This is a genomic window from Methylobacterium sp. Leaf112, assembly GCF_001423295.1.
Lineage (GTDB): Bacteria > Pseudomonadota > Alphaproteobacteria > Rhizobiales > Beijerinckiaceae > Methylobacterium.
Window position 1 is genome coordinate 1 of record NZ_LMNG01000034.1, and the last position, 19793, is coordinate 19793.

General features: G+C 70.5%; 20 protein-coding genes and 2 pseudogenes. 9 read left to right on the forward strand and 13 right to left on the reverse strand.

What is annotated here, in order from left to right; genetic code table 11:
- Both ASF52_RS22765 and ASF52_RS22265 read left to right on the forward strand, forming a co-directional pair.
- Positions 1-86, forward strand: a pseudogene (locus ASF52_RS22765) (IS5/IS1182 family transposase); the annotation flags it as partial.
- A gap of 101 nt (positions 87-187) precedes the next feature.
- A complete protein-coding gene (locus ASF52_RS22265) occupies positions 188-604 on the forward strand; it encodes a winged helix-turn-helix transcriptional regulator (protein ID WP_082515419.1) in 417 nt (138 codons plus the stop codon).
- Between the two features lie 203 nt (positions 605-807).
- Here the strand turns inward: ASF52_RS22265 and ASF52_RS20425 are convergent, their stop codons facing one another.
- The 4 genes from ASF52_RS20425 to ASF52_RS20440 all read right to left on the reverse strand — a co-directional run bounded on the left by ASF52_RS20425 (position 808) and on the right by ASF52_RS20440 (position 3977).
- Positions 808-1653 (reverse strand): 23S rRNA (adenine(2030)-N(6))-methyltransferase RlmJ, encoded by an 846-nt coding sequence (locus ASF52_RS20425; RefSeq protein ID WP_056176241.1) that lies wholly within the window; start codon positions 1651-1653, stop codon positions 808-810.
- 10 nt (positions 1654-1663) lie between these two features.
- Positions 1664-2332, reverse strand: coding sequence for a ribonuclease T2 (locus tag ASF52_RS20430; RefSeq protein WP_200937412.1), 669 nt, complete (start codon positions 2330-2332; stop codon positions 1664-1666).
- Positions 2329-2796, reverse strand: a complete 468-nt coding sequence (locus ASF52_RS20435) for a hypothetical protein (RefSeq protein ID WP_056176244.1) — start codon at positions 2794-2796, stop codon at positions 2329-2331. The genes ASF52_RS20430 and ASF52_RS20435 overlap by 4 nt, the downstream gene beginning before the upstream one ends.
- A 149-nt stretch (positions 2797-2945) precedes the next feature.
- Positions 2946-3977: an extensin-like domain-containing protein gene (locus tag ASF52_RS20440; protein WP_056176247.1), complete on the reverse strand. Its 1032-nt coding sequence runs from the start codon at positions 3975-3977 to the stop codon at positions 2946-2948.
- Positions 3978-4087: 110 nt separating this feature from the next.
- Between ASF52_RS20440 and ASF52_RS20445 the strand changes: the two genes are divergently transcribed.
- Together ASF52_RS20445 and ASF52_RS20450 are read left to right on the forward strand one after the other, a co-directional pair.
- Positions 4088-5323: an amidase family protein gene (locus ASF52_RS20445; protein ID WP_056176250.1), complete on the forward strand. Its 1236-nt coding sequence runs from the start codon at positions 4088-4090 to the stop codon at positions 5321-5323.
- Positions 5324-5446: 123 nt separating this feature from the next.
- Entirely contained in the window at positions 5447-6178 is a 732-nt protein-coding gene (locus ASF52_RS20450; RefSeq protein ID WP_244472903.1) for a methyltransferase domain-containing protein, read from the forward strand.
- Here ASF52_RS20450 and ASF52_RS20455 read toward each other — a convergent pair.
- The 4 genes from ASF52_RS20455 to metX are packed head-to-tail and all read right to left on the reverse strand — an operon-like array spanning position 6142 to position 10497.
- Positions 6142-7389 carry a hypothetical protein gene (locus ASF52_RS20455; protein ID WP_056176256.1) on the reverse strand — a complete coding sequence of 416 codons (1248 nt, stop codon included), beginning with the start codon at positions 7387-7389 and terminating at the stop codon, positions 6142-6144. The genes ASF52_RS20450 and ASF52_RS20455 overlap by 37 nt on opposite strands.
- Positions 7390-7399: 10 nt before the next feature.
- Entirely contained in the window at positions 7400-8539 is a 1140-nt protein-coding gene (locus ASF52_RS20460; protein ID WP_200937413.1) for a phytanoyl-CoA dioxygenase family protein, read from the reverse strand.
- A 46-nt stretch (positions 8540-8585) separates the two neighbouring features.
- A complete protein-coding gene (gene metW / locus ASF52_RS20465) occupies positions 8586-9284 on the reverse strand; it encodes a methionine biosynthesis protein MetW (protein ID WP_056176260.1) in 699 nt (232 codons plus the stop codon).
- Between the two features lie 10 nt (positions 9285-9294).
- Entirely contained in the window at positions 9295-10497 is a 1203-nt protein-coding gene (gene metX, locus ASF52_RS20470) for a homoserine O-acetyltransferase MetX (RefSeq protein WP_056176907.1), read from the reverse strand.
- 371 nt (positions 10498-10868) lie between these two features.
- Here metX and rsgA point away from each other — a divergent pair, with 371 nt between their 5' ends.
- From rsgA to ASF52_RS20495, 5 genes are all read left to right on the forward strand, one after another.
- Positions 10869-11876 carry a ribosome small subunit-dependent GTPase A gene (gene rsgA, locus ASF52_RS20475; protein WP_244472904.1) on the forward strand — a complete coding sequence of 336 codons (1008 nt, stop codon included), beginning with the start codon at positions 10869-10871 and terminating at the stop codon, positions 11874-11876.
- A 7-nt stretch (positions 11877-11883) separates the two neighbouring features.
- A complete protein-coding gene (locus ASF52_RS20480; protein WP_244473884.1) occupies positions 11884-12360 on the forward strand; it encodes a hypothetical protein in 477 nt (158 codons plus the stop codon).
- Positions 12353-12802: a GNAT family N-acetyltransferase gene (locus ASF52_RS20485; RefSeq protein ID WP_056176269.1), complete on the forward strand. Its 450-nt coding sequence runs from the start codon at positions 12353-12355 to the stop codon at positions 12800-12802. Before ASF52_RS20480 ends, ASF52_RS20485 begins: the two co-directional genes overlap by 8 nt.
- Positions 12803-12875: 73 nt before the next feature.
- Entirely contained in the window at positions 12876-14012 is a 1137-nt protein-coding gene (locus tag ASF52_RS20490; protein WP_056176272.1) for a pyridoxal phosphate-dependent aminotransferase, read from the forward strand.
- Positions 14005-14964: a prephenate/arogenate dehydrogenase family protein gene (locus tag ASF52_RS20495; RefSeq protein WP_056176276.1), complete on the forward strand. Its 960-nt coding sequence runs from the start codon at positions 14005-14007 to the stop codon at positions 14962-14964. Before ASF52_RS20490 ends, ASF52_RS20495 begins: the two co-directional genes overlap by 8 nt.
- 24 nt (positions 14965-14988) lie before the next feature.
- On the opposite strand, the gene ASF52_RS20500 is transcribed toward ASF52_RS20495, so the two are convergent.
- The 5 genes and pseudogenes from ASF52_RS20500 to ASF52_RS23375 form a co-directional block, all read right to left on the reverse strand.
- Positions 14989-16521 carry an acyl--CoA ligase gene (locus ASF52_RS20500; protein ID WP_056176279.1) on the reverse strand — a complete coding sequence of 511 codons (1533 nt, stop codon included), beginning with the start codon at positions 16519-16521 and terminating at the stop codon, positions 14989-14991.
- Positions 16522-16553: 32 nt separating this feature from the next.
- Complete coding sequence (locus tag ASF52_RS20505; protein WP_056176282.1) at positions 16554-17564, reverse strand: ketopantoate reductase family protein; 1011 nt, start codon at positions 17562-17564, stop codon at positions 16554-16556.
- A gap of 34 nt (positions 17565-17598) precedes the next feature.
- A complete protein-coding gene (locus ASF52_RS20510) occupies positions 17599-18363 on the reverse strand; it encodes a fumarylacetoacetate hydrolase family protein (RefSeq protein ID WP_056176285.1) in 765 nt (254 codons plus the stop codon).
- 4 nt (positions 18364-18367) lie between these two features.
- A partial coding sequence (gene oxlT / locus ASF52_RS20515; RefSeq protein WP_244473885.1) for an oxalate/formate MFS antiporter occupies positions 18368-19480 on the reverse strand: 1113 nt, incomplete at its 5' end.
- A 1-nt stretch (position 19481) separates the two neighbouring features.
- Positions 19482-19775, reverse strand: a pseudogene (locus ASF52_RS23375) (oxalate/formate MFS antiporter); the annotation flags it as partial.
- Between the last annotated feature and the right edge of the window lie 18 nt (positions 19776-19793).

Here is a 19793-nt window from a genome sequence, read left to right on the forward strand (position 1 = left end):
GTCGCGTTGCCACGCGATACGACAGGCTCGCAACCAACTATCTCGCCGCCGTCTCCATCGCAGCGACCGTCAGTTATTGGTTATGAGTCCAGAGCCTAAGTTACCAACCGGAACTGCTTGCCCCAAGCTGCGAGGACTGTGAAGGACGCACCCTCCGATGCCCAAGGCACATGAAGGGAACCGCCGAATGCTCGACCGTTCAGAGATATCGCTTGTTCGTGGAGACGAGATTGCCTCGCCACTACAGGCAAGTATCCCAGATAGTTGGGAAGGCACCTGTCCTGTGCGAGACGTCCTTGACCGGCTCGGAGATGCCTGGAGCGTACTGGTCGTTCTTCAGTTGGAGGGCGGGCCAAGTCGCTTCAATGCATTGAAACGCCGCGTCACAGGCATATCGCAGCGGATGCTGACGGTGACGCTACGCCACTTAGAGCGGGATGGTTTGGTGACTCGTGAAGTCTTTCCAACGAACCCTCCCTCGGTGGAATATACGCTGACGCCGCTCGGGTTCTTACTCAGCAAGGCCCTACAGCCTCTGACTGCCTGGGCATTCGATCACCAGGGTACCGTCAACAAAGCCCGGCAGGTCTTCGATCTGCGTTGATAAAACTCGTTTGACGGAGTCTACTCGAGGCAAGATTACAGCCTGGTGCAACGGCGCCGATGCTCCGATCGATTACGGCTGCAACCGGTCGTGAGCGAGCGAGACGCTTATGTCTACTAACGCCAACTTTCGCTCAGAAGCGGACCGTCGCAAATCCACCCGACTCAGCCGTTCCATACGGTGAAGCTGGTCGGGTTTCGACCCTACGCGACCGCCCCGAATGCCTCGCAGCGAAAGGCCCCGTAATCGCGGCGGGCGAGGCGCTCGGCGAGCGCCGGCAGGAACAGCATCGCCTCCTCGGCGAGCCGCCAGGGCGGGTTGATCACGATGAGGCCGTTGCCGTTGAGCCGCGTCGGGTCGGGCTCGCTGACCAGCAGGTCGAGGCGCAGGGCCGGGCGGTTCAGGGCGCCGTGGAGGTCGGCCACCATGGCGTCCACCAGGGCCACGTCCTTGATCGGGTACCAGCCGAGGTAGGTGCCCGTCGGCCACTTCGCCACGGCCCTGGCCAGGGCCGCCCCGAGGCGGTCGATCTCGCCGAGTTCCTCGTAGGGCGGGTCGATGAGCACGACGCCGCGCCGCTCGGGCGGCGGGATCAGAGAGCCCAAAGCCGTCCAGCCGTCGAGATGCATCACCTTGGTGCGCGAATCCTGGTTGTAGCGGTCACGCAGGATTTCGGCGTCGGCGGGGTGCAGCTCGACGAACACGCCCTTGTCGGTGGAGCGCAGGAACTCGCGGATGAGGGCGGGCGAGCCCGGATAGGTGGTGGCGCCGTGGCGGGCCTGAACCGCCGCCACCGCCGCGCGGTAGGGGCCGAGCAGGCTCTCGACGGCCTCCGGGAACGGTGTGTCGAGGCGGCCCCAGCCCTCGGCCGCCTCGCCCGTGCGCCCGGCCTCGTCGCCCGTCAGGTCGTAGAAGCCGAGGCCCGCATGGGTGTCGATGGCCCGGAACGGCGTCGCCTTGGCCTGGAGATGCGTCAGCACCCGCGTCAGGACGAGGTGCTTGAGGACGTCGGCGAAGTTCCCGGCGTGGAAGGCGTGGCGGTAGTTCACGGGAGCACCTTCAGCGCGCGGCGTCGATGGCGACCTCGCCGGCCCGGCAATTCTGGCGCGCCACCTCGGGGCAGGGGGTGAAGCCGCGCAGATCCTTGGAGAAGCAGATCCGCACCTCCTGCAGCCGGCCGCGCACGCAAGCCACCGCCATCATGTCGGGGCGCAGACCCCGGTTGGCCATCACGAACTGCCGGGCGATCTCGATGGGCGCGGCGCGGGTGTCGGCGCCGGGCTTCTGGAACGCGTCGGGGATCGTCACCGCCTCGCGCGCCGTGCGGGCCGCGCGAAAATAGGCCGCCGGATCGAGGCCCGAGCAGGTGCCGTGGCGGCGCCACTCGTGGCGGGCGAGGCCCTCGCTCGGATAGACCTCGCCGGCCGCCTCCATGGCCTGCCGGGTCGGGGACCGCTCGACGCTGGAGCAGTTCGAGGGGTAGCCCCTTGTGTATTGAGGCCACAGGCCGTGGACGACGAAGCCGAGGCCCCGGCCCGGACGGCACTGCCCGTCGGCCTCGCGCCGCGCGCCGTCCCCGTCGCAATAGGTCGGCGACCACGACAGGGCGAGGACGTAGAAGTCGAACGCCCCCGGCGTGCCGCGCTGGTCGTAGCCCTGGGCCTGGGCCGCCGTGGCGCTGCCCGCGAGCAGGGCCAGGGCCAGAACGGCCTTGCGAAAGAAGGTCACGGGCGGGCTTCGCGGCAGGCCGTGGCGTAGGCGTAGGCGAGGTTGCGGTCGAGGCCGTGGACGCAGAACTCGATGCCCCAGTCGGCGCCGATGATCCCGAGCCCGTCGCGCACGGAATAGTCGACCTTGCGCCGGACGCCGTCCGAGGTGGTGGCCACCGCGCTGCAGTAGCGCCGGGGCACGAAGTCGAGGCCCCAGGGGCGCCAGGCCGTGCGCTCGATGCGCTCGTAGCTCACGATGGTGAGCGACGAGTTCCAGAACTTCGCCTCCTTCTCGGCGAAGTTCGTCGAGAGCCGCTCCAGAACCTCGGAGGCCTGGCAGCCGGGGATGTTGGCGTCGTAGTTGAACTCGCGCTCCTCGGCGGGGGTGATCTCCTCGCGGCCCGAGCGGGCCAACGCCGGCTGCAGGGTCGCGGCCAGGACGAGGCCGAGGGCGAAGGTCGTGAAGGATCGATTCGGGCGCATGCCGGCAATCTTTTGCTGGAGTCCGTACGGTTGCGCGGAACGATGGCCGCTGCCCCGTCGGAGTCAAGCTTGCCCGCCGCGCCGGCCGTCGGTTTCACGCCCCCTGGGGTACGGGGGGCACAGTCGCGGACCCGCCGGGTCGTCGGGGTTCAGTAGATCGGGCCGGACAGGCCGGGGGCCTGCAGCGACAGGGGCTCGCGCGCAAATCCCGGGGCCGGCTCGTCCAGGGGGCGCGTGGTGGCGAGGCGGGGCCGGGGGGCCGGCGCGGCGACGTAGGCGGACGGCGCGGACCGGGCGTGTGACGGGGCCTCCACCGGCGCACGGGCCAGATGTGACGGCGCGGGGCGCGGCGCATTCCGGTTCTGCGGCGTGGCCTGGGACAGGGGGGTGACGCCGTAGGGATCGTCCTCTTCCACGTCCACCGGAGCCTGGGGCGGCGCCGGCAGGCGCTCGACGGGACGCGGCCGCGCGACCGGCCGGGCCGTGGATTCGCCGCCGAGCTGGGGGGTGAACTTGATCAGCGGCTGGCAGATCCGGCGCAGGCCGCGCGGGTCGTGGCGCGCGAGATCGACGTGGATATGGTCGTAGTGAAACACGTTGGAGCCGGGCGCCAGAACCGTCGAGAACCGCGCGCAGGCGCCCAAAAACACTTCCCGCAGAAAGCCTTGCTCGGCTTCCGTGCCGCGCCAGCCACCCTTGACGGTGATGACGTAACCGTCGGCGAGCTTGAACGACATGATGTCGAGGGCATTGCCGAAGGAATGCTCGGACAGCTTGGCGCCGACCTGGTTGTTGCGGCCGCGGCAGGCATAGGTGCCGGCGTTGATCTCGGCCACGGGCTGGCCGAAATACAGGGCGGCCGCCGGCTGGATCGTGTCGGCGAGCCAGGCTTCGGCCTCCGCCAGCGCCGGGCAGGCCAGGGTCATGCGCTGCTTGAGGGCGACGCTGCCCCCGCCCATCCGGGTGACCCGGTAGGGCTGCAGCATGCCGCAGACGCCCGGTCCCTCGATGGCCTTCACCTGGGTGATGAACTCGCCGGTCTCGACCAAGCGCTTGGCGTTGCAGGCCTGTTCGGTCTGGTCGCGCCAGGGCTCGCGCTGCTCAAACTTGTTGAGCGCACAGCCGGTGAGCCCCGCGCCGAACAGCGCAAGGGCGGAGAACGCGAGAACGCTACGCCACATGATGAGGACGATGCGCGACTTTGCGTAAACGCTCCGTCAACGCTGCGGATCGGAAGATCGGGATGTGGATACGTGTTGACAGATCGCGCGGCGGATCGGACTCCAGGGGCATGCAGTCCCTCGTCGATCTTCGCACCCGGCTCGGTGCCGGCACCCTCGATCCGCACGGCGCCATCGCCCGCGCGCGTGAAGCCATCGCGGCGCGCGAGCCGGGCCTCGGCGCCCTCGCGCACATCGCCGCCGATCCGGCGATCGTTCGGGATGGCCCCCTCGCGGGCATCGCGGTCGGCCTGAAGGACATCATCGACACCGCCGACATGCCGACGGAAATGGGCTCGGCCATCTATGCCGGCTGGCGGCCCAAGGCCGACGCCGCCATCGTCTCCCGCCTGCGGGCCCTCGGCGCCGTGCCGCTCGCCAAGACCGTGACCTGCCCCTTCGCCAGCCGCGACCCGTCCGCCACGGTGAACCCGCACGCGTCCGGCCACACCCCGGGCGGCTCCTCGTCGGGGTCGGCGGCGGCGGTGGCCGCCGGTCTCGTCCCCCTGGCATTGGGCACCCAGACGGCGGGGTCGGTGATCCGCCCCGCCGCCTTCTGCGGGGTCGCGGCCATCAAGCCGTCGTTCCGCCTGCTGCCCACGGTGGGCGTGAAGACCTTCTCGTGGGCCCTCGACACCCTCGGGCTGTTCGGCGCCGGCATCCGCGATGTCGCCCACGCCCTCGCGCTCCTGGCCGATCGCCCTGGCATCGATCTGGCGGAGGGCGGCCTCGCGGCACCCCGCATCGGCCTCGTGCGCCAGGATTTCGCCGGGCCCGCCGACCCGGACGCCGTGGCGGCCCTGGATCGTGCGGCCCGCGCGGCGGAGGCCGCCGGGGCTACCGTCACCGATCTCGTCCTGCCAGGAGCCCTCGCCGAAGCCTGGGCGGTTCAGGCAACCATCCAGGCCTTCGAGGCACGCCAGGCCCTCGCCTGGGAATACGCCCATCACCGCGACGCCCTCGGGCCCGGGCTGCGGGCCGAACTCGACGGCGCCCAGGCCCTCACGGCCGACGCTTACGACGGGGCCCGCCGCACGGCGCACCGCGCCCGGCGCGTCCTCAAGGACGTGTTCTCGGAGTTCGACGCGCTGCTGACGTTCTCGGCCCCGGGTCGCGCTCCGGCTGGCCTCGCCGGCACCGGCGACCCGCGCTTCAACCGCCTCTGGACCCTCATGGGCGTGCCCTGCGTCAACCTGCCGGTACCGGGCGACGGGTTGCCCCTGGGCGTGCAGATCATCGCCCGCTTCGGTGACGATGGACGGGCGCTCGCCATGGCGCGGATGATCGAGGGTGCGCTGGACGAGTGAGGCCCGGGAAGGCGGCCCACTGTCGGCGCGTCGCTTGAGCCGGAACCGCCCGACGGCTATCGCCACGACTCACCCGATCCTGGAGTTCAGCCCTCGGCCCCAATGCGTTCCTGGAAGCAGGCTGTGGCCCGGGCCTTCGACGGGGCCGAGGGCTATGATGCCGCCGCCGGCATTCAGGCGCGGGTGGCCGAGGGCTTGGCCGCGCGCATCGCGGCCCTGCCCCTGGCGCCCGCGCCGCGGGTGCTGGAGGTCGGCTGCGGCACGGGTCTCCTCACGGCGGCCCTGCACCGCCGGATCGTGCCGGGCCCGTACCTCGCCACCGACATCGCGCCCGCCATGGCCCTGCGCTGCCGCGCCCGGCTCGGGCCGGGGCCCGGCTTCGTGGTCATGGACGGGGAACGGCCCTGCCTCACGCCCGGCTTCGACCTCGTCTGCTCGAGTCTGGCGGCGCAGTGGTTCGAGGACCTGTCCGGCTCCCTGGCGCGGCTCGCCGGACTGCTCGCGCCCGGAGGGCACCTCGCCGTGGCGACCCTGGCCTCGGGCACCTTCGCCGAGTGGCGCCGGGCGCACGCCGACCTCGACTTCGAGGCCGCGACGCCGGCCTATCCCACCGTGGCGGCCCTCGCCGCCCTGCGCATCCCGGGCTGCACCGTGGCGGTCTCGGACGAGCCCGTGGTCGAGGCCCATGCGGACGGGCGCGCCTTCCTCGCGGCCCTGCGCGCCATCGGCGCCGGCACGCCGGAGGGACGGCCGCCGCTGACGCCCGGGGGGTTGCGGCGGGTGCTGCGCCGGTTCGATGCCGGCGGAGCCCGGGTGACCTACGCCGTCGCGACTCTGACGATCCGGCGCATCTGATCCATCATCCGATCCACCATCCCTTGCATCATCCCTTGCCGACGCCCGAGGGCGGCTTCCAGGGCCGCGCGGGTCGGTGCCCGCAGGGGCGCCTCGTCGAGATGGTGGTCGCGCCCCCCTGCGCCGGCGATGAAGCGCGGCGCCACCGTCCCGTCGGGACCGAGCAGGGCATCGAACAGCGCGACGAAGCCGAAGCCCTCGCGCGCGCACAGGGCGGACAGGCGGTCGTTGAAGGCACGGTGCAGGCGGGTGCGCTCGGCGAGGGACGGGACCTCCAGGGCCGCCACGGCCGCAGCCGTGGCGGTGCGGTCGCCCGCCGCGTCTTCCAGGGCGAGGACGTGGGCGTTGCAGTATCCGTCCGCCCAGGATTCGTCCGACAGGGCCGGCGGGAACACCGATAGGACATGGACCGGGCCGAGCCCCGAGAACCAGCGGACGAGGAAGGCGCCGTAAGCCGCCGCCGTGCGGTCGCAGAAGGTTTCGAACCCCGTCTCGTCGAAAGCATGCTCCCCGTTCGCGATGCGCCGGAAGGCCGCGACGAACTCGATGTCGACCTGCCCGAACTGGAACAGGATCGGCAGGCCGCGGGCGGCCGGCGCGCGGGCGAGGGCATCGGCCAGGCGTGCGAGGCGCGCGCCGTAGCCCGAGCGCGAGGCCGGGTTGTCCAGTCCTGCCGCCGAGCCCGCCGTGCACAGGACGTGGATCGGCAGGATCGGCCCGGACCGTTGCAGCCCCACCCGCCGGTAGAGCCGCGAGTGACTGTCGCCGACGAGAAGGTACGGCCGGCCGACGCGGGCGAGGGCCGGCAGGATTTCGGCCCAGAAATCCGGGTCCGCGACGACGTCGGGCCGTTGGGCGAGGTGGGCGTTCACGAGGCTCGCCGCGAGGCGGGCCCGCCCGCGCCGATGCCACAGGCGGCTGCGCGTCAGGGTGTCGAGCCCGGTCGGATCGAGGCGCAGCGGGTAGGTGACCTGCTCGTCGCCGCAGAAGCTCAGGAGGTGGAGTACGGCCGTGCGCGCATCCGGCACCGCCGCACCAAGGGCCGGCGATTGCGCGCGATACGCGTCGGGCGAGAACCCCGCCCCGGTCACCAGGGCGCAGAGGGCCTCGACCTGCCTCGGGTCGAGGTCGGGCGGCAGGAAGCGCAGGGCGGACGGGGTCAAGGCCGCCAGGGCGGCGGCCCGGCCCCCGAACCACCGCCTCACGGGCATGGCGTGGGGGTCACGAGACCCGCGGGCGGGAGAACCATCGGCCGACCCGCTGCACGGCGTCGCTGCGCAGGGGCGCGGTGATCCGCCAGGACAGGGAGGCGCGCAGGCGCTCCACCCGGTCCTTGTGGTAGGCGAGTTCTGCCTGGGCCTCGGCGAGTTGCGAGCGGTGGGCCTCATGGCCGCCGGCCACGCGCTTGGCCCGGTCCGTCGCCTCGGAAACGAAGTCCGGATCGATCGGGGCTCCGCCGACGACGTTGCGCATGGGCTCCCGCGTGCGGATGTCGATGGGTTCACGGAACAGGATGTTGCCGTGGAACGGGTCCGAGAAGAACGGCGTGTAGTAGGCGCAGCCGTCGAAGAAGTAGTGCGTCACCTGTGACCACCGGGTCCGGTCCGGATTGGTCTGGCGCGCGCCGCCGTGGAGGATGTTGGCGACCCAGATGAGCGCCTGCCCCTTTCGGGCGAGGAAGGTCTTGGGCTCGCGCTTATGGGCGGAGAGGAGGGCGTTCCAGGTCGCATCGTAGGCGTTGCCAGGCTTCCAGGCGTTGCCGTTCTGGAAGTGCAGGGCCGTGACGCCGAGGTGCTCGTTGTTGATCACCGGCCACTTGTGCGTGCCGGGATAGTAGATCAGCGGCCCGGCATCGGCCTCGATGTCCTCCAGGGCGACCCAGACGCCGCACATGAACTTCTCCGGCACCGAGCTGAAATGCGAGGCGTCCGAATGGGTCTGCTGCTGGGTGCCAACGGGGAAGTTGAGGGTCTGGAACGGCTTGGCCTCGCGCCCGAACACCGCCGTCAGGAGATCGAGGACCGCGGGGTTGGCCGCGAGCGCCATCACGTCTGGCTGGGTCTTCCAGGCGTCCTGAACCCGCAATCCCTCGTTGGCGGCAAAGCCCGTGGCGCGCCACCGCGCCCAGTCGAAGCCTCCGTCCAGGGCGGCGCGGATCGCGGCGGCGCGGGCGTCGAAATCGGCGTCGGGAAAGTCGATGACCGCATAACCCTGCTCGCGCAGCTGGCGCGCGACGGACAGGTGCTCCGGGCGCATCGCCGGGACGAAGCCGTCGCAATCCAGGAACGGCGACTCGAAGGTGGGAATTCCCGGCAGGAGGGCGGCGGTCCCCGCCGACGTCAAGGCCGCGTCGTATCCCATGGCTCTCCTCCTTGAATCGGGCCGCGCGGACGCGGGGCCACGGCTTTCACGGTTGCGGGGGCGTCTCGCCGGCGTCCAGGCTCAGCAGGAACACGCCTTGTGCGCCGATGAGGTTCCACACCCACCACGGCATGGAAAAACGCATGGGCCGGCCGCGCGCGTCGAGGGCCGTGGCCTTCTCGATCCGCGCGCCCACCGTCCGGCACAGGCCGACGAAGTCCCGGATGGTGCAGTGGTGGATGTTCTGGGTCTCGTACCACTCTTCCGGCATCAGGGCGGTGACAGGCATGCGGCCACGAAAGGCCAACTCCGCACGCACCCGCCAATGTCCGAAATTCGGGAAGGAGATCACCACCTGCCGGCCTATGCGCAAGAGGTGCTCGAGGACGATGCGCGGGTTGCGCGTCGCCTGGATGGTCTGTGACAGGACCACCACGTCGAAGGCGTCGTCGGGGTAGTTCGCCAGATCGGTGTCGGCGTCGCCCTGGATCACCGGCAGCCCGCGCGCGAGGCAGGCGTTGACGCCCTCGCGCGAGAGTTCGATGCCGCGCCCGTCGATGCCGCGCCGGTCGCGCAGGAGCGCCAGCAGGGTGCCGTCGCCGCAACCGATGTCGAGGACCCGGGCACCCGGGGCCACGAGGCTGAGCACCACGAGGTGATCGACCCGCGCGCTCCCGAGGTCGCCGCGCGGCAGGGAGGCTGCGGCATCCCACGGGGCCGGGGCGACGACGCGGTGGGACTTCACAGCGAGGTTCTCATAGACCGCGCGCCCGGGCGGCGGCGTCGATGAAGCCGCGCGCCGCGCCGAACATCACCGGCTCGTCGAGGAGGAATGCGTCGTGCCCCTTGTCGCTCTCGACCTCCACGAAGGCCACCGCCGCCGAAGCCGCGTTGAGGGCATGCACGATGGCGCGGGAATCGGCCGTGGGAAACAGCCAGTCGGAGGTGAAGGACATGACGCAGAAACGGGTCTTCGTACCCCGGAAGGCGTTGGCGAGCACGCCGCCATGGTCGGCGGCGAGATCGAAATAGTCCATGGCGCGCGTGAGATACAGGTACGCATTGGCGTCGAAACGCTCGACGAAGCTCAGGCCCTGGTGGCGCAGATAGCTCTCGATCTGGAAATCGGCGTTGAACGAGAAGGTGGGCGCCGACCCGCCCTGGAAGCGCCGTCCGAACTTCCGGTGCAGGGCCGGTTCCGACAGGTAGGTGATGTGCGCGCCCATGCGGGCGACGCCGAGGCCCTTGGCGGGACGGGTGCCGGCCTCGAGGTAGCGCCCCTCGGCCCAGGCCGGATCGGCCATGATCGCCTGCCGGCCGACCTCGTGGAAGGCGATGTTCTGGGCCGAGTGCCGTGCCCCCGTGGCGATGGGCATCGCGGCGAACACCCGCTCGGGGTAGAGGGCCGCCCATTGCAGCACCTGCATGCCGCCCATGGAGCCGCCGATACACAGGAACAGGTTCTCGATGCCGAGGCGGTCGAGGAGCATCGCCTGCGCGCGGACCATGTCGCGGATGGTCACCAGGGGAAAATCGAGGCCGTAGGCCCGGCCCGTCGTCGGTTCGATGGAGGCCGGGCCCGTCGAGCCCATGCACGAGCCGACGACGTTGGAACAGACGACGAAGTACCGATCCGTGTCGACGGGCTTGCCCGGCCCGACGAGGGTCTCCCACCAGCCGCGCTTGCCCGTCACCGGATGGGTGTGGGCGAAATGCTGGTCGCCCGTCAGCGCGTGGCAGATGAGCACGGCGTTGGAGCGGTCGGCGTTGAGGGTACCCGCAGTCTGGTAGGCGATCTGGAACGGCGCGAGGGCCACGCCGGCATCCGTCGCCAGGGGCTCGTCCAGGCCGAATTGCGCCAGATGCCCCTGGGTGGCCTGCGCCTTGGCCTCGATCACCGGGGGGCCGTCCGTATCGGTCGCCTCGGCTCGGGTTTGGGTGGGAGGATCGAGCGACATGGTCATGAGGGGGAGATCTGACGGGGGAGGTCGCGGGACGAAGTGGGCGGTCGCCATGCGGAGGAGGGGAGGCGACATCCCGGCGGCGTGCGGAGCCGTCGCGTCGCAGATGGAGGTAGTGTGCGCCTCGCCGAGCGTCAACGAAACCATGCGTCATCGGGGCGTGCGTCATCGGGGGATGGACGCGCGTCGAACCCGCATACCGCGTCGAAACGGTGTAGACGTGAATCGACATCCTGCCAGGTCGAGGGGGTGTCGTCGTTGCGAAGAGATGTCTCGGCGTCGTCCACCCGACGAAGCGGTGAAGCGTTTTACGGCGGACGTCTTCGTCTCCGCTGCAACGCGCCGCCCTGTCCAAGGAATTCAAACCGTTGCCCGAGCCCGTGAACGCCCTGCCCGACGCTCTGATCGCCCTGGGCTGGTCCCCGTTCTTCGCCGATCAGATCGCCGACAGGCCGGGTATGCCGGCCCGCATCGGCATGGTCCATCGCTCGCGCATGAGCGCCATCGGGCCGGAGGGCTCCGTCAAGCTCGCCCTGGACCACAACACCAACACCGGCGCCTACGCCGTGGGCGACTGGGTGCTCATCGATCCCGCCGCCCGCACCCTCCTGAGCCGACTGGAGCGGCGAACGTTGCTGGCGCGCCGCGTCGAAGGCTCGAAGGTCCCGCAGCTCGCAGCGGCCAACGTCGACACCCTGTTCATCGTCACCTCGTGCAACGCCGACTTCAATCCGGCCCGGCTGGAGCGCTACCTGGCGCTGGCCAACCAGGCCGGGACCGAACCGGTGATCCTCCTGACGAAGGCCGACACGGCCGCCGACGCCGAGACCTACCGCCGCGCGGCCGAGGCCCTCCAGCGCGACCTGCCCGTGGTGATGATCAACCCCCGCGAGCCGGACGCCATCGCGGCCCTGGCGCCGTGGTGCGGGCCCGGCCGGACCGTGGCGCTCGTCGGCTCCTCCGGGGTGGGCAAGTCGACCCTGGTCAACACCCTGGCGGGCGACGGCGTGGAGGAGCCCCAGCTCACCGGGGGCATCCGCGAGCACGACGCCAAAGGCCGCCACACCACCACGGCGCGCTCGCTCCACGCCATCGCGGCCGGCGGCTGGGTCATCGATACGCCGGGAATGCGCACCCTCCACGTGAGCGACGCGGCGGACGGGATCGAGACCCTGTTCGCGGAGATCGTCGAACTGGCGCCACTGTGCCGGTTTCGCGACTGCACCCACGCGCACGAGCCCGGCTGCGCCGTCCAGGCGGCGGTGACCGAAGGCCGTCTCGATCCCGAGCGCCTGTCGCGCTGGCGCAAGCTCCTGGACGAGAACCGGGTGAACACGCCCGTTCTGACCGGCCCGCGCGGCAACAAGAAGCGCTGAGCCGCCCGTGAGCGCGTGGCCTCCCCTCGACCGGGACCGGTTCGCCAAGTGCCGGGCACTGATGGAGCGCGGTGCGACGCCGGGCGAGCGTGCGGCCGGCCGGGCCGCCGCCGCCCGCATCGCCGCCGCCGCCGGTCTGACCCTGGCGCAGGCGGAGGCGTTCGACGCACCGAGGACGCGGCCGGCGCCCTCCAATGCCTGGCGCGCATCCAAGACCGCCTCCACGACTGCGCCTGAGCCGAAGGCTCCGCCCGCCCCGATCACCGTGGAGGAGTTGCAGGCCCAGAAGCGTGCCGCCGAGGCGCGTCGGCGCAAGCTGGCGGCGCGGGAGGCCCGGCGCCTGCGGGCGCTTCATGCCGAGCAGGAACGGCAGAGCGCCGCAATCCGGACCGCGCAGGGCGAGCGCGACCGGGCCTGGGCGGAGGCACGAGCCGGCGGACCGACAAACGAACCCCATCCTGTAACCGGATCGCATCTTGGCTAGCCGCTACGGCCTCGAGATCCGTGCCGCGAGCGCCGCCGATGCGCCCGGCCTCGCCGTGCTGCTCGCCGAGATCGGGCTTGCGATGCCGGCCGAAGCCCTGGCCGAGCGCCTGGAAGCGATACGGACCGGGCCGAGTGTCGCGCTCGTCGCACAGGAATGGGGGCCGCCGAGCGGCCTCGTGGTGCTGCACTGGTACCGGAGCGTCGCCGAGGCCCGTCCCGTCGCCCAGATCACCACCCTGTTCGTGGGAGCCGAGCAGCGCCGGCGCGGCATCGGACGGCTCCTGCTCAAGGCCGCTTCGCAGGCCGCCCGCATGGCCGAGTGCGACACCCTTCAGGTCGTAGCGTCGGCCGACTCCGCCGACCTTGCCGATTTCTGCCGCGCCACGGGCTTCACCCCGGGCGGCCCCGGCTTCGTCCGACCCCTGCGCAAGGGCCGCTGAACCGCGGCCTCGCCTCGTCAAGCCCGGCAAGCTTTGTTAGACGGTGCCCCTCGCGATCACCCCGGCCCGTTCCATGTCCTCCGCCCTGTCCCCCGAGACCCCCGTCTCCACCCGCCCGGTGCCCCGCCCGGGCGTCCTCGCCATCGAGGCCTATGTGCCTGGCAAGAGCGGCATGCCGGGGGCGCACAAGATCCACAAGCTCTCGTCCAACGAAACGCCCCTGGGGCCGAGCCCGCTGGCCCTGGCCGCCCTGCGGGAAGCGTCGGGCAAGCTCGAACTCTATCCGGACGGCACCTCGGCGCGCCTGCGCGATGCCATCGGCCGGCGCTACGGCCTCGATCCCGCCCGCATCGTCTGCGGCGCCGGGTCGGACGAACTCCTGTCCTTCCTCGCCTACGCCTATCTGGGGCCGGGCGACGAGGGGATCTTCTGCGCCCACGGCTTCCTCGTCTACCGCATCGCCATCCTGGCCGCCGGCGCCACGCCCGTCGTGGTGCCGGAGCGCGACCTCACGGCCGATGTCGACGCGATGCTGGCCGCCGTCACCTCGCGCACGAAGATCGTCTACCTTGCCAACCCCAACAACCCGACCGGCACTTACCTGCCGTTCGACGAGGTCCGTCGCCTGCACGCGGGCCTGCCGCCGCACGTGCTTCTCGTCCTCGACGGGGCCTATGCCGAGTATGTCCGCGCCAACGATTACAGTGCCGGCCTCGACCTCGTGCTCGAATCCCAGAATGTGGTGATGACCCGGACCTTCTCGAAGATCCACGGTCTGGCCGCCTTGCGCATCGGCTGGATGGTCGCCCCGGGCGAGGTCGCCGACGCGGTCAACCGCATCCGCGGGCCGTTCAACCTGTCCGGCCCCGGCATCGCCGCGGGGGCGGCGGCCATCGCCGACGAGGTGCACGTGGCGGGGGCGATCGCCCACAACGACACGTGGCTCGCCCGGCTCGTCGAGGGTGTGACAACCCTGGGACTCACCGTGACGCCGAGCGTCGCCAACTTCGTGCTGGTGCACTTCCCCGATGAAGCCGGCCGCTCGGCGGCGGAGGCCGACGCGTTCCTGACCGCGCGGGGGATCATCACCCGGCGGGTCTCGTCCTACGGCCTGCCCCATGCCCTGCGCGTGACCGTCGGCAGCGCCGAGGCCAACGCGGCCTTCCTCGCCGCGCTCACCGACTTCCTCGGGGCCGCCCCACGTGCCTGAGCTCGCCACACCCGTCGTCGACACCCTCGCCATCGTGGGGCTCGGGCTGATCGGCTCGTCCATCGCCCGGGGCGCACGCCAGTACGGCCTCGCCCGGACCATCGTGGCCATCGACGGCAATCCGGGCGTGCTGGAGCGCGTTCGGGCCCTCGGCCTCGCCGATACGGCCACGGACGACGTCGCGGCCGGCGTGACGGGGGCGGACCTCGTGATCCTGTGCGTGCCGGTGGGCGCCGTCGGGGCCGTGGCCGAGGCCATGGGCGGCGCTCTGAAGCCCGGCGCCATCGTGTCCGATGTCGGGTCCGTGAAGGCCTCGGTGGTCGCGTCCGTGGCGCCGCACATTCCCGAGGGCGTCGCCTTCGTGCCGGCCCATCCGGTGGCGGGCACCGAGTATTCCGGCCCCGATGCCGGGTTCTCGACCCTGTTCTCGGGGCGCTGGTGCATCCTCACCCCGCCCGAAGACACGGACCCTGCGGCCACCGCGCGGGTTCAGGCCTTCTGGGAAGGGCTCGGCGCCATCGTCGAGTCCATGACGCCCGAGCACCACGACCTCGTGCTCGCCATCACCAGCCACGTGCCGCACCTCATCGCCTACAACATCGTCGGCACGGCCGCCGACCTCGAGGCCGTGACGCAGTCCGAGGTGATCAAGTTCTCGGCCGGCGGGTTCCGCGATTTCACCCGCATCGCCGCCTCCGATCCGACCATGTGGCGGGACGTGTTCCTGACCAACAAGGACGCGGTGCTGGAGATGCTTGGGCGGTTCAACGAGGATCTCGCCGCGCTCGCCCGCGCCATCCGCTGGGGCGACGGCGACGCCCTGCACGAGCTGTTCACCCGCACCCGCACCATCCGAAAAGGCATCGTCGCCATGGGCCAGGAGACGGCCGAAGCCGATTTCGGCCGTGCCCGGCCGGGGCCGGCACCCGAGAAGGTGCCGCCCGCCGCCTGAGGCTTCAGCCCGGGAAGGGCGGGCTCACACGAGCCCGAGCTTCTGCGCCAGGCCGATGCGCTGGAGCTTGCCGGTCGCACCCTTGGGGATCTCGTCCAGGATGAGGATCTTGGCCGGCACCTTGAAGGCCGCCAGACGTTCGAGGGCGAAGCCCCGCAGATCCTTTTCCGCCAGCGTCTGGCCTTCGCGCAGGACGATGGCGGCTGCGACATCCTCGCCGAGCTTGTCGTGCGGCATGGCGAAGGTCACGCATTGCGACACGGCCGGATGGTCCATGAGGATCTCGTCGACCTCGCGCGGCGAGATCTTCTCGCCGCCCCGGTTGATGATCTCCTTGAGGCGTCCGGTGAGCGAGAGGTAGCCTTCCGGGGTGAGCGAGCCCTGGTCGCCCGTGCGGAACCAGCCCTGCTTCGTGAACGCCTCGGCGTTGGCCTTGTCGTTGTTCTCGTAGCCCGCCATCACGTTGTCGCCCCGGATGACGATCTCGCCGATTTCGCCGGCGGGAAGCGGCTCGCCGTCCTCGTCCACGATGGCGATCTCGGGGCCGGCGGCGAGGCCGACGGAGCCGGCGTAATGCGGCTTCGGGGGCAGGGGGTTCGAGGCCATCTGGTGGGCGGCCTCGGTCATGCCGTAGGCCTCGATCAGGGGGGCGCCGAAGGTGTCCTCGATTTCCTTCATCACCTGCGGCGGCATGGAGGACGAGGACGAGCGGATGAACCGCAGCGGGTTCGCCTCGATGACCTCCCGGTTGCGGTTGGCCCGGCCGAGGATCGCCTGATGCATGGTCGGCACCGCCGTGTACCAGGTCGGGCGGACCTCACCCATCCAGCCGAAGAACTTCAGGGCGTTGAAGCCCGGCGTGCACGACACCTGACCGCCGGCCGAGAGCGGCGCCAGGATGCCGGCGATGAGGCCGTGAATGTGGAACAGCGGCATGATGTTGAGGCCGCGATCCGCCGCCGTGAACGCCACCGCCTGCCGGATGTTGCGGGCCGAGGCGCAGACGTTGGACTGCTTCAGCGGCACGATCTTGGGGCGCGAGGTCGTGCCCGAGGTGTGAAGCACCAGGGCGATGTCGTCGGGCTCCGCCGGGCCACCGTTGGCGGCGGGCGCGACGGCTTCACCCGAGAACGCCAGGGTGAAGGAGCCGGCCCCCGCTTCCGGGGTCGGCCGCAGGCGCACCACCGGCACGCCGAGCTTCTCGGCGACGGCCACGGCCGGCGTCTCGGAGCCTTCGGTCACCACCAGCAGCCGGGCGTCGAGGTCGGAGAGGTAGAACGTGAACTCGTCCGCCTTGTAGCTCGGGTTGAGCGGTGCCGAGGTGGCGCCTGCCGCGATGGCGATGAAGGCGGCGGCCATCTCGGGACCGTTGTCGAGGACGATGCCGACGCGGTCGCCCCGGCCGATGCCCTGGGCGTTGAGGGCCGCGATGGTGCGTTCCGTGAGGGCGCGGAGCGCACCGAAGCTCAGGGGCACGCCGCCGGGGCTCGACAGGGCGGTGGCCTCGTCGGCGCCGGCCTGGATCAAGGCGTGGAGGGTGGTGGCGTTCTCGGCCATGGAAGATGTGTCCTTGAAATCGCTCGAAAAATTCAGGCGGCCGTGATGGACAGGCGTCCCTGCGCCCGGTCCAGGCTTTGGGACAGCAGGCGCATCAGGGCGTAGACGGTGCCGATATGCGGCGTCGGGGTGTCGGTAAGGCGCCCGAGCTCGATGATCGAGCCGACCAGGGCCTCGAGTTCGATGGGGCGGCCGGCCTCGACGTCCTGCAGCATCGAGGTCTTGTGGGCGCCGACCTTCTCGGCCCCGGCGATGCGCTTCTCGATGCCGAGCTTGAACGTGATCCCGAGCTTGCCCGCGATCGCTTCCGCTTCGCGCATCATGTCGGCGGCGAGTGCCCGGGTCTCGGGGAACTGGCAGATGTCCACGAGGGTGGCGTGGCTGAGCGCCGAGATCGGGTTGAAGCTGAGGTTGCCCCAGAGCTTGAGCCAGATCTCCGCCCGGATGTCCGAGGTCACGGGCGCGCGGAACCCCGCCTTGATGAGGCGCTGGGCGAGCGACTGGACGCGGGGGCTCATGGTGCCGTCGAGTTCGCCCAGACCAAAGCGGTGGCCCTCGATCACCTGCACCACGCCGGGCTCCGTGAGCACGGCCGCCGGATAGACCACGGAACCGATGACGTGCTTCGGATCGAGGTGCTGGGCGATGAGGCCGGCCGGATCGGCCGTCTCCAGGTGGGTGCCGGTCAGGTCCCCGCCGTGGCCACCGGAAAAGTACCACCACGGGATTCCGTTCTGCATGGTCACCACCATGGTCTCGGGTCCGATGAGGTGGTGCAGATCGGCCGCGATGGGGCCGACCTGATGCGCCTTGACGGTCAGCAGCACGATGTCGTGCACGCCGGCCTCTTCCATGGATTTCGTGGCCGACAGGTTCTTCACGTGGATCTCGGAGCCGTTCTCCTCGATCAGGCGCATCCCGTTGGTCTTGATGGCGTCGAGGTTGGCGCCGCGCGCGATGAAGGTGACGTTCTCCCCCGCGTTGGCGAGGCGTACGCCCAAAAATCCGCCGATGGCGCCGGCGCCGACGATGGCGATGCTCATGTGGCTGTCCTCTGATGTCTGTGCGTCAGGCCCGTCACGCGAACGCGTTCGACAGGATTCCGATGCCCTCGATGTCGACTTCGACGGTGGCGCCCTTCGGGATCGGACCCGCACCGTTGGAGGTTCCGCAGGCGATGAGGTCGCCGGGCTCCAGGGTCATGCCCCGCGAGACCAGGGCGACGATCTCCCGCGGCTTGAAGATCATGTCGGCGAGCGGGTAGCGCTGGCGCTCGCGCCCATTGACCCGCACGGCCACCGAGAGGGCGTCAGGGTCGAGGCCGGTGGCGATGACCGGGCCGAACGGGCCGAACCCGTCGAAGCCCTTCGAGCGGGTCCATTGCACGAAGCTCGGATCGGCCTTGAGCACTTCCAGGGCCGTGACGTCGTTCACGCAGGTGTAGCCGAAGATGTGCGCGGCCGCTGTCTCGGGCGTGAGGTCGCGTCCGCGCCGGCCGATGACGATGCCGAGTTCGCCCTCGAACAGGATGCGGCCGAGCCCGTCCGGGATCGCCACGGTGTCGCCGCTCGCCCGGTAGGTGTTGGGCGGCTTGACGAAGAACAGGGGATTTTCCGGACGCTCCAGCCCCTGCTTCTCGGCCGCCGCGTGGAAGTTGTTCCACAGGGCGATGAGCTTCGAGGGCCGGCAGGGGAGGTCGAGGGTGACGTCGGCGAGCGGCAGGGTCTCGCCCGTGGGAGTCGGAGTGGAGAAGAGATCGCCCTCGTGGACGGCGATGTTCTTCCCGTCGAGGCGGCCGAAGCCGCCTCGACCGCCATGAGTGTAGCGGAGCCAGCGCGCCATGGTTTCAGGCGTTCCGGGCGATGTAGCGCGCCCGCCAGGGCTTCAGCACGGCGATGGCCAGCAGCGAGGCGAGGATGTTGGCCCCGGCCGCGACCAGGAACACGCCGTCCCAGCTCGCCGAACTCTGCTGCAGGTAGTTGGCGGCGGGCACCAAGAGGGCCGCCGTGCCCTTGGCGGTGTAGAGCAGGCCGGCGTTGGTGGCGGCGAACTTGGTGCCGAAGGTGTCGGTGCAGGTCGAGGGGAACAGCGAGTAGATCTCACCCCAGGCGAAGAACACGAACCCTGAGAGCAGCACGAACCACAGCGGATCGTGACCCCAGAGGTAGAGCATGTAGATGCCGAAGCCTTCCATGGCGAAGGCGATGAACATGGTGTTCTCGCGGCCGATCTTGTCCGAGACCCAGCCGAAGAACGGGCGGGTCAGGCCGTTGAGGATGCGGTCGATGGTGGCCGCGAAGGTGATCGCCACCATGGTGATGCCCATGATCGTGACGGGCACCTTGTCGACGCCGATATCGGCCGCGATGGGCTTGAGGTTGGCGGTGATCATCAGGCCGCCGGCACCCACGATGACGAACATGAAGTACATCAGCCAGAAGATCGGCTGGCGCGCGACCTCGCCGGGGGTGAAGTTGCGCCGGGTCTGGGCGACGCTGGCATTGCTCGCGGCCTCCGCGACCTGCCCCTTCTTCGGGGAGACCAGGAACACCGACAGCGCCATCACGATGAGGCCCTGACCGATGCCGAAGCTGAAGAACGCGGACTGGAAGCCGTTCTCGGCGATCATCCACTGGATCGGCGCGACGGTCAGCGCCGAGCCGGCGCCGAAGCCGGCGGCCGTGATGCCGGCGGCGAGGCCACGCTTGTCCGGGAACCACTTCAGGGCCGAGCCGACGCAGGTGCCGTAGACGGCGCCCGCGCCGATGCCGGCCACCACCTGGCCGAGGTAGAACATGTTGAGGGTCTCGGCGTAGGAGTTGATGACCCAGCCGATGCCGCAGAGCAGGCCGCCGAACAGCACCACGACGCGCGGGCCGTACTTGTCGACGAACCAGCCCTCGACGGGGACGAGCCAGGTCTCGAACAGCACGAACAGGGTGAAGGCCCACTGGATCGCNCACCACGACGCGCGGGCCGTACTTGTCGACGAACCAGCCCTCGACGGGGACGAGCCAGGTCTCGAACAGCACGAACAGGGTGAAGGCCCACTGGATCGCGGCCCGGTCGAAGCCGAACTTCCTCTGGATGTCGGGGACGAAGAACGTCCAGCCGTACTGGAGGTTGGCGATCATCACCATGCAGATGACGCCGATCACGAGTTGGCCCCAGCGGCCGAACGGGGGGGCGGCGATCGTCGGAGAGGCGGCGTAGGCGGTCCCACCGGGGACGGGCGCAGCGGTGCGCGCGGTCATGGCGTTGTCCTTGGATCA

Coding starts and splice junctions, on each gene's coding strand:
- ASF52_RS20460 (WP_200937413.1), bottom strand. CDS start 8,539: ATGGGATACGACGCGGCCTTGACGTCGGCGGGGACCGCCGCCCTCCTG.
- metX (WP_056176907.1), bottom strand. CDS start 10,497: ATGTCGCTCGATCCTCCCACCCAAACCCGAGCCGAGGCGACCGATACG.
- ASF52_RS20435 (WP_056176244.1), bottom strand. CDS start 2,796: ATGCGCCCGAATCGATCCTTCACGACCTTCGCCCTCGGCCTCGTCCTG.
- ASF52_RS20510 (WP_056176285.1), bottom strand. CDS start 18,363: ATGGCGCGCTGGCTCCGCTACACTCATGGCGGTCGAGGCGGCTTCGGC.
- ASF52_RS20500 (WP_056176279.1), bottom strand. CDS start 16,521: ATGGCCGAGAACGCCACCACCCTCCACGCCTTGATCCAGGCCGGCGCC.
- ASF52_RS20455 (WP_056176256.1), bottom strand. CDS start 7,389: ATGCCCGTGAGGCGGTGGTTCGGGGGCCGGGCCGCCGCCCTGGCGGCC.
- ASF52_RS20440 (WP_056176247.1), bottom strand. CDS start 3,977: ATGTGGCGTAGCGTTCTCGCGTTCTCCGCCCTTGCGCTGTTCGGCGCG.
- ASF52_RS20505 (WP_056176282.1), bottom strand. CDS start 17,564: ATGAGCATCGCCATCGTCGGCGCCGGCGCCATCGGCGGATTTTTGGGC.
- ASF52_RS22265 (WP_082515419.1), top strand. CDS start 188: ATGCTCGACCGTTCAGAGATATCGCTTGTTCGTGGAGACGAGATTGCC.
- ASF52_RS20490 (WP_056176272.1), top strand. CDS start 12,876: ATGTCCTCCGCCCTGTCCCCCGAGACCCCCGTCTCCACCCGCCCGGTG.
- ASF52_RS20445 (WP_056176250.1), top strand. CDS start 4,088: ATGCAGTCCCTCGTCGATCTTCGCACCCGGCTCGGTGCCGGCACCCTC.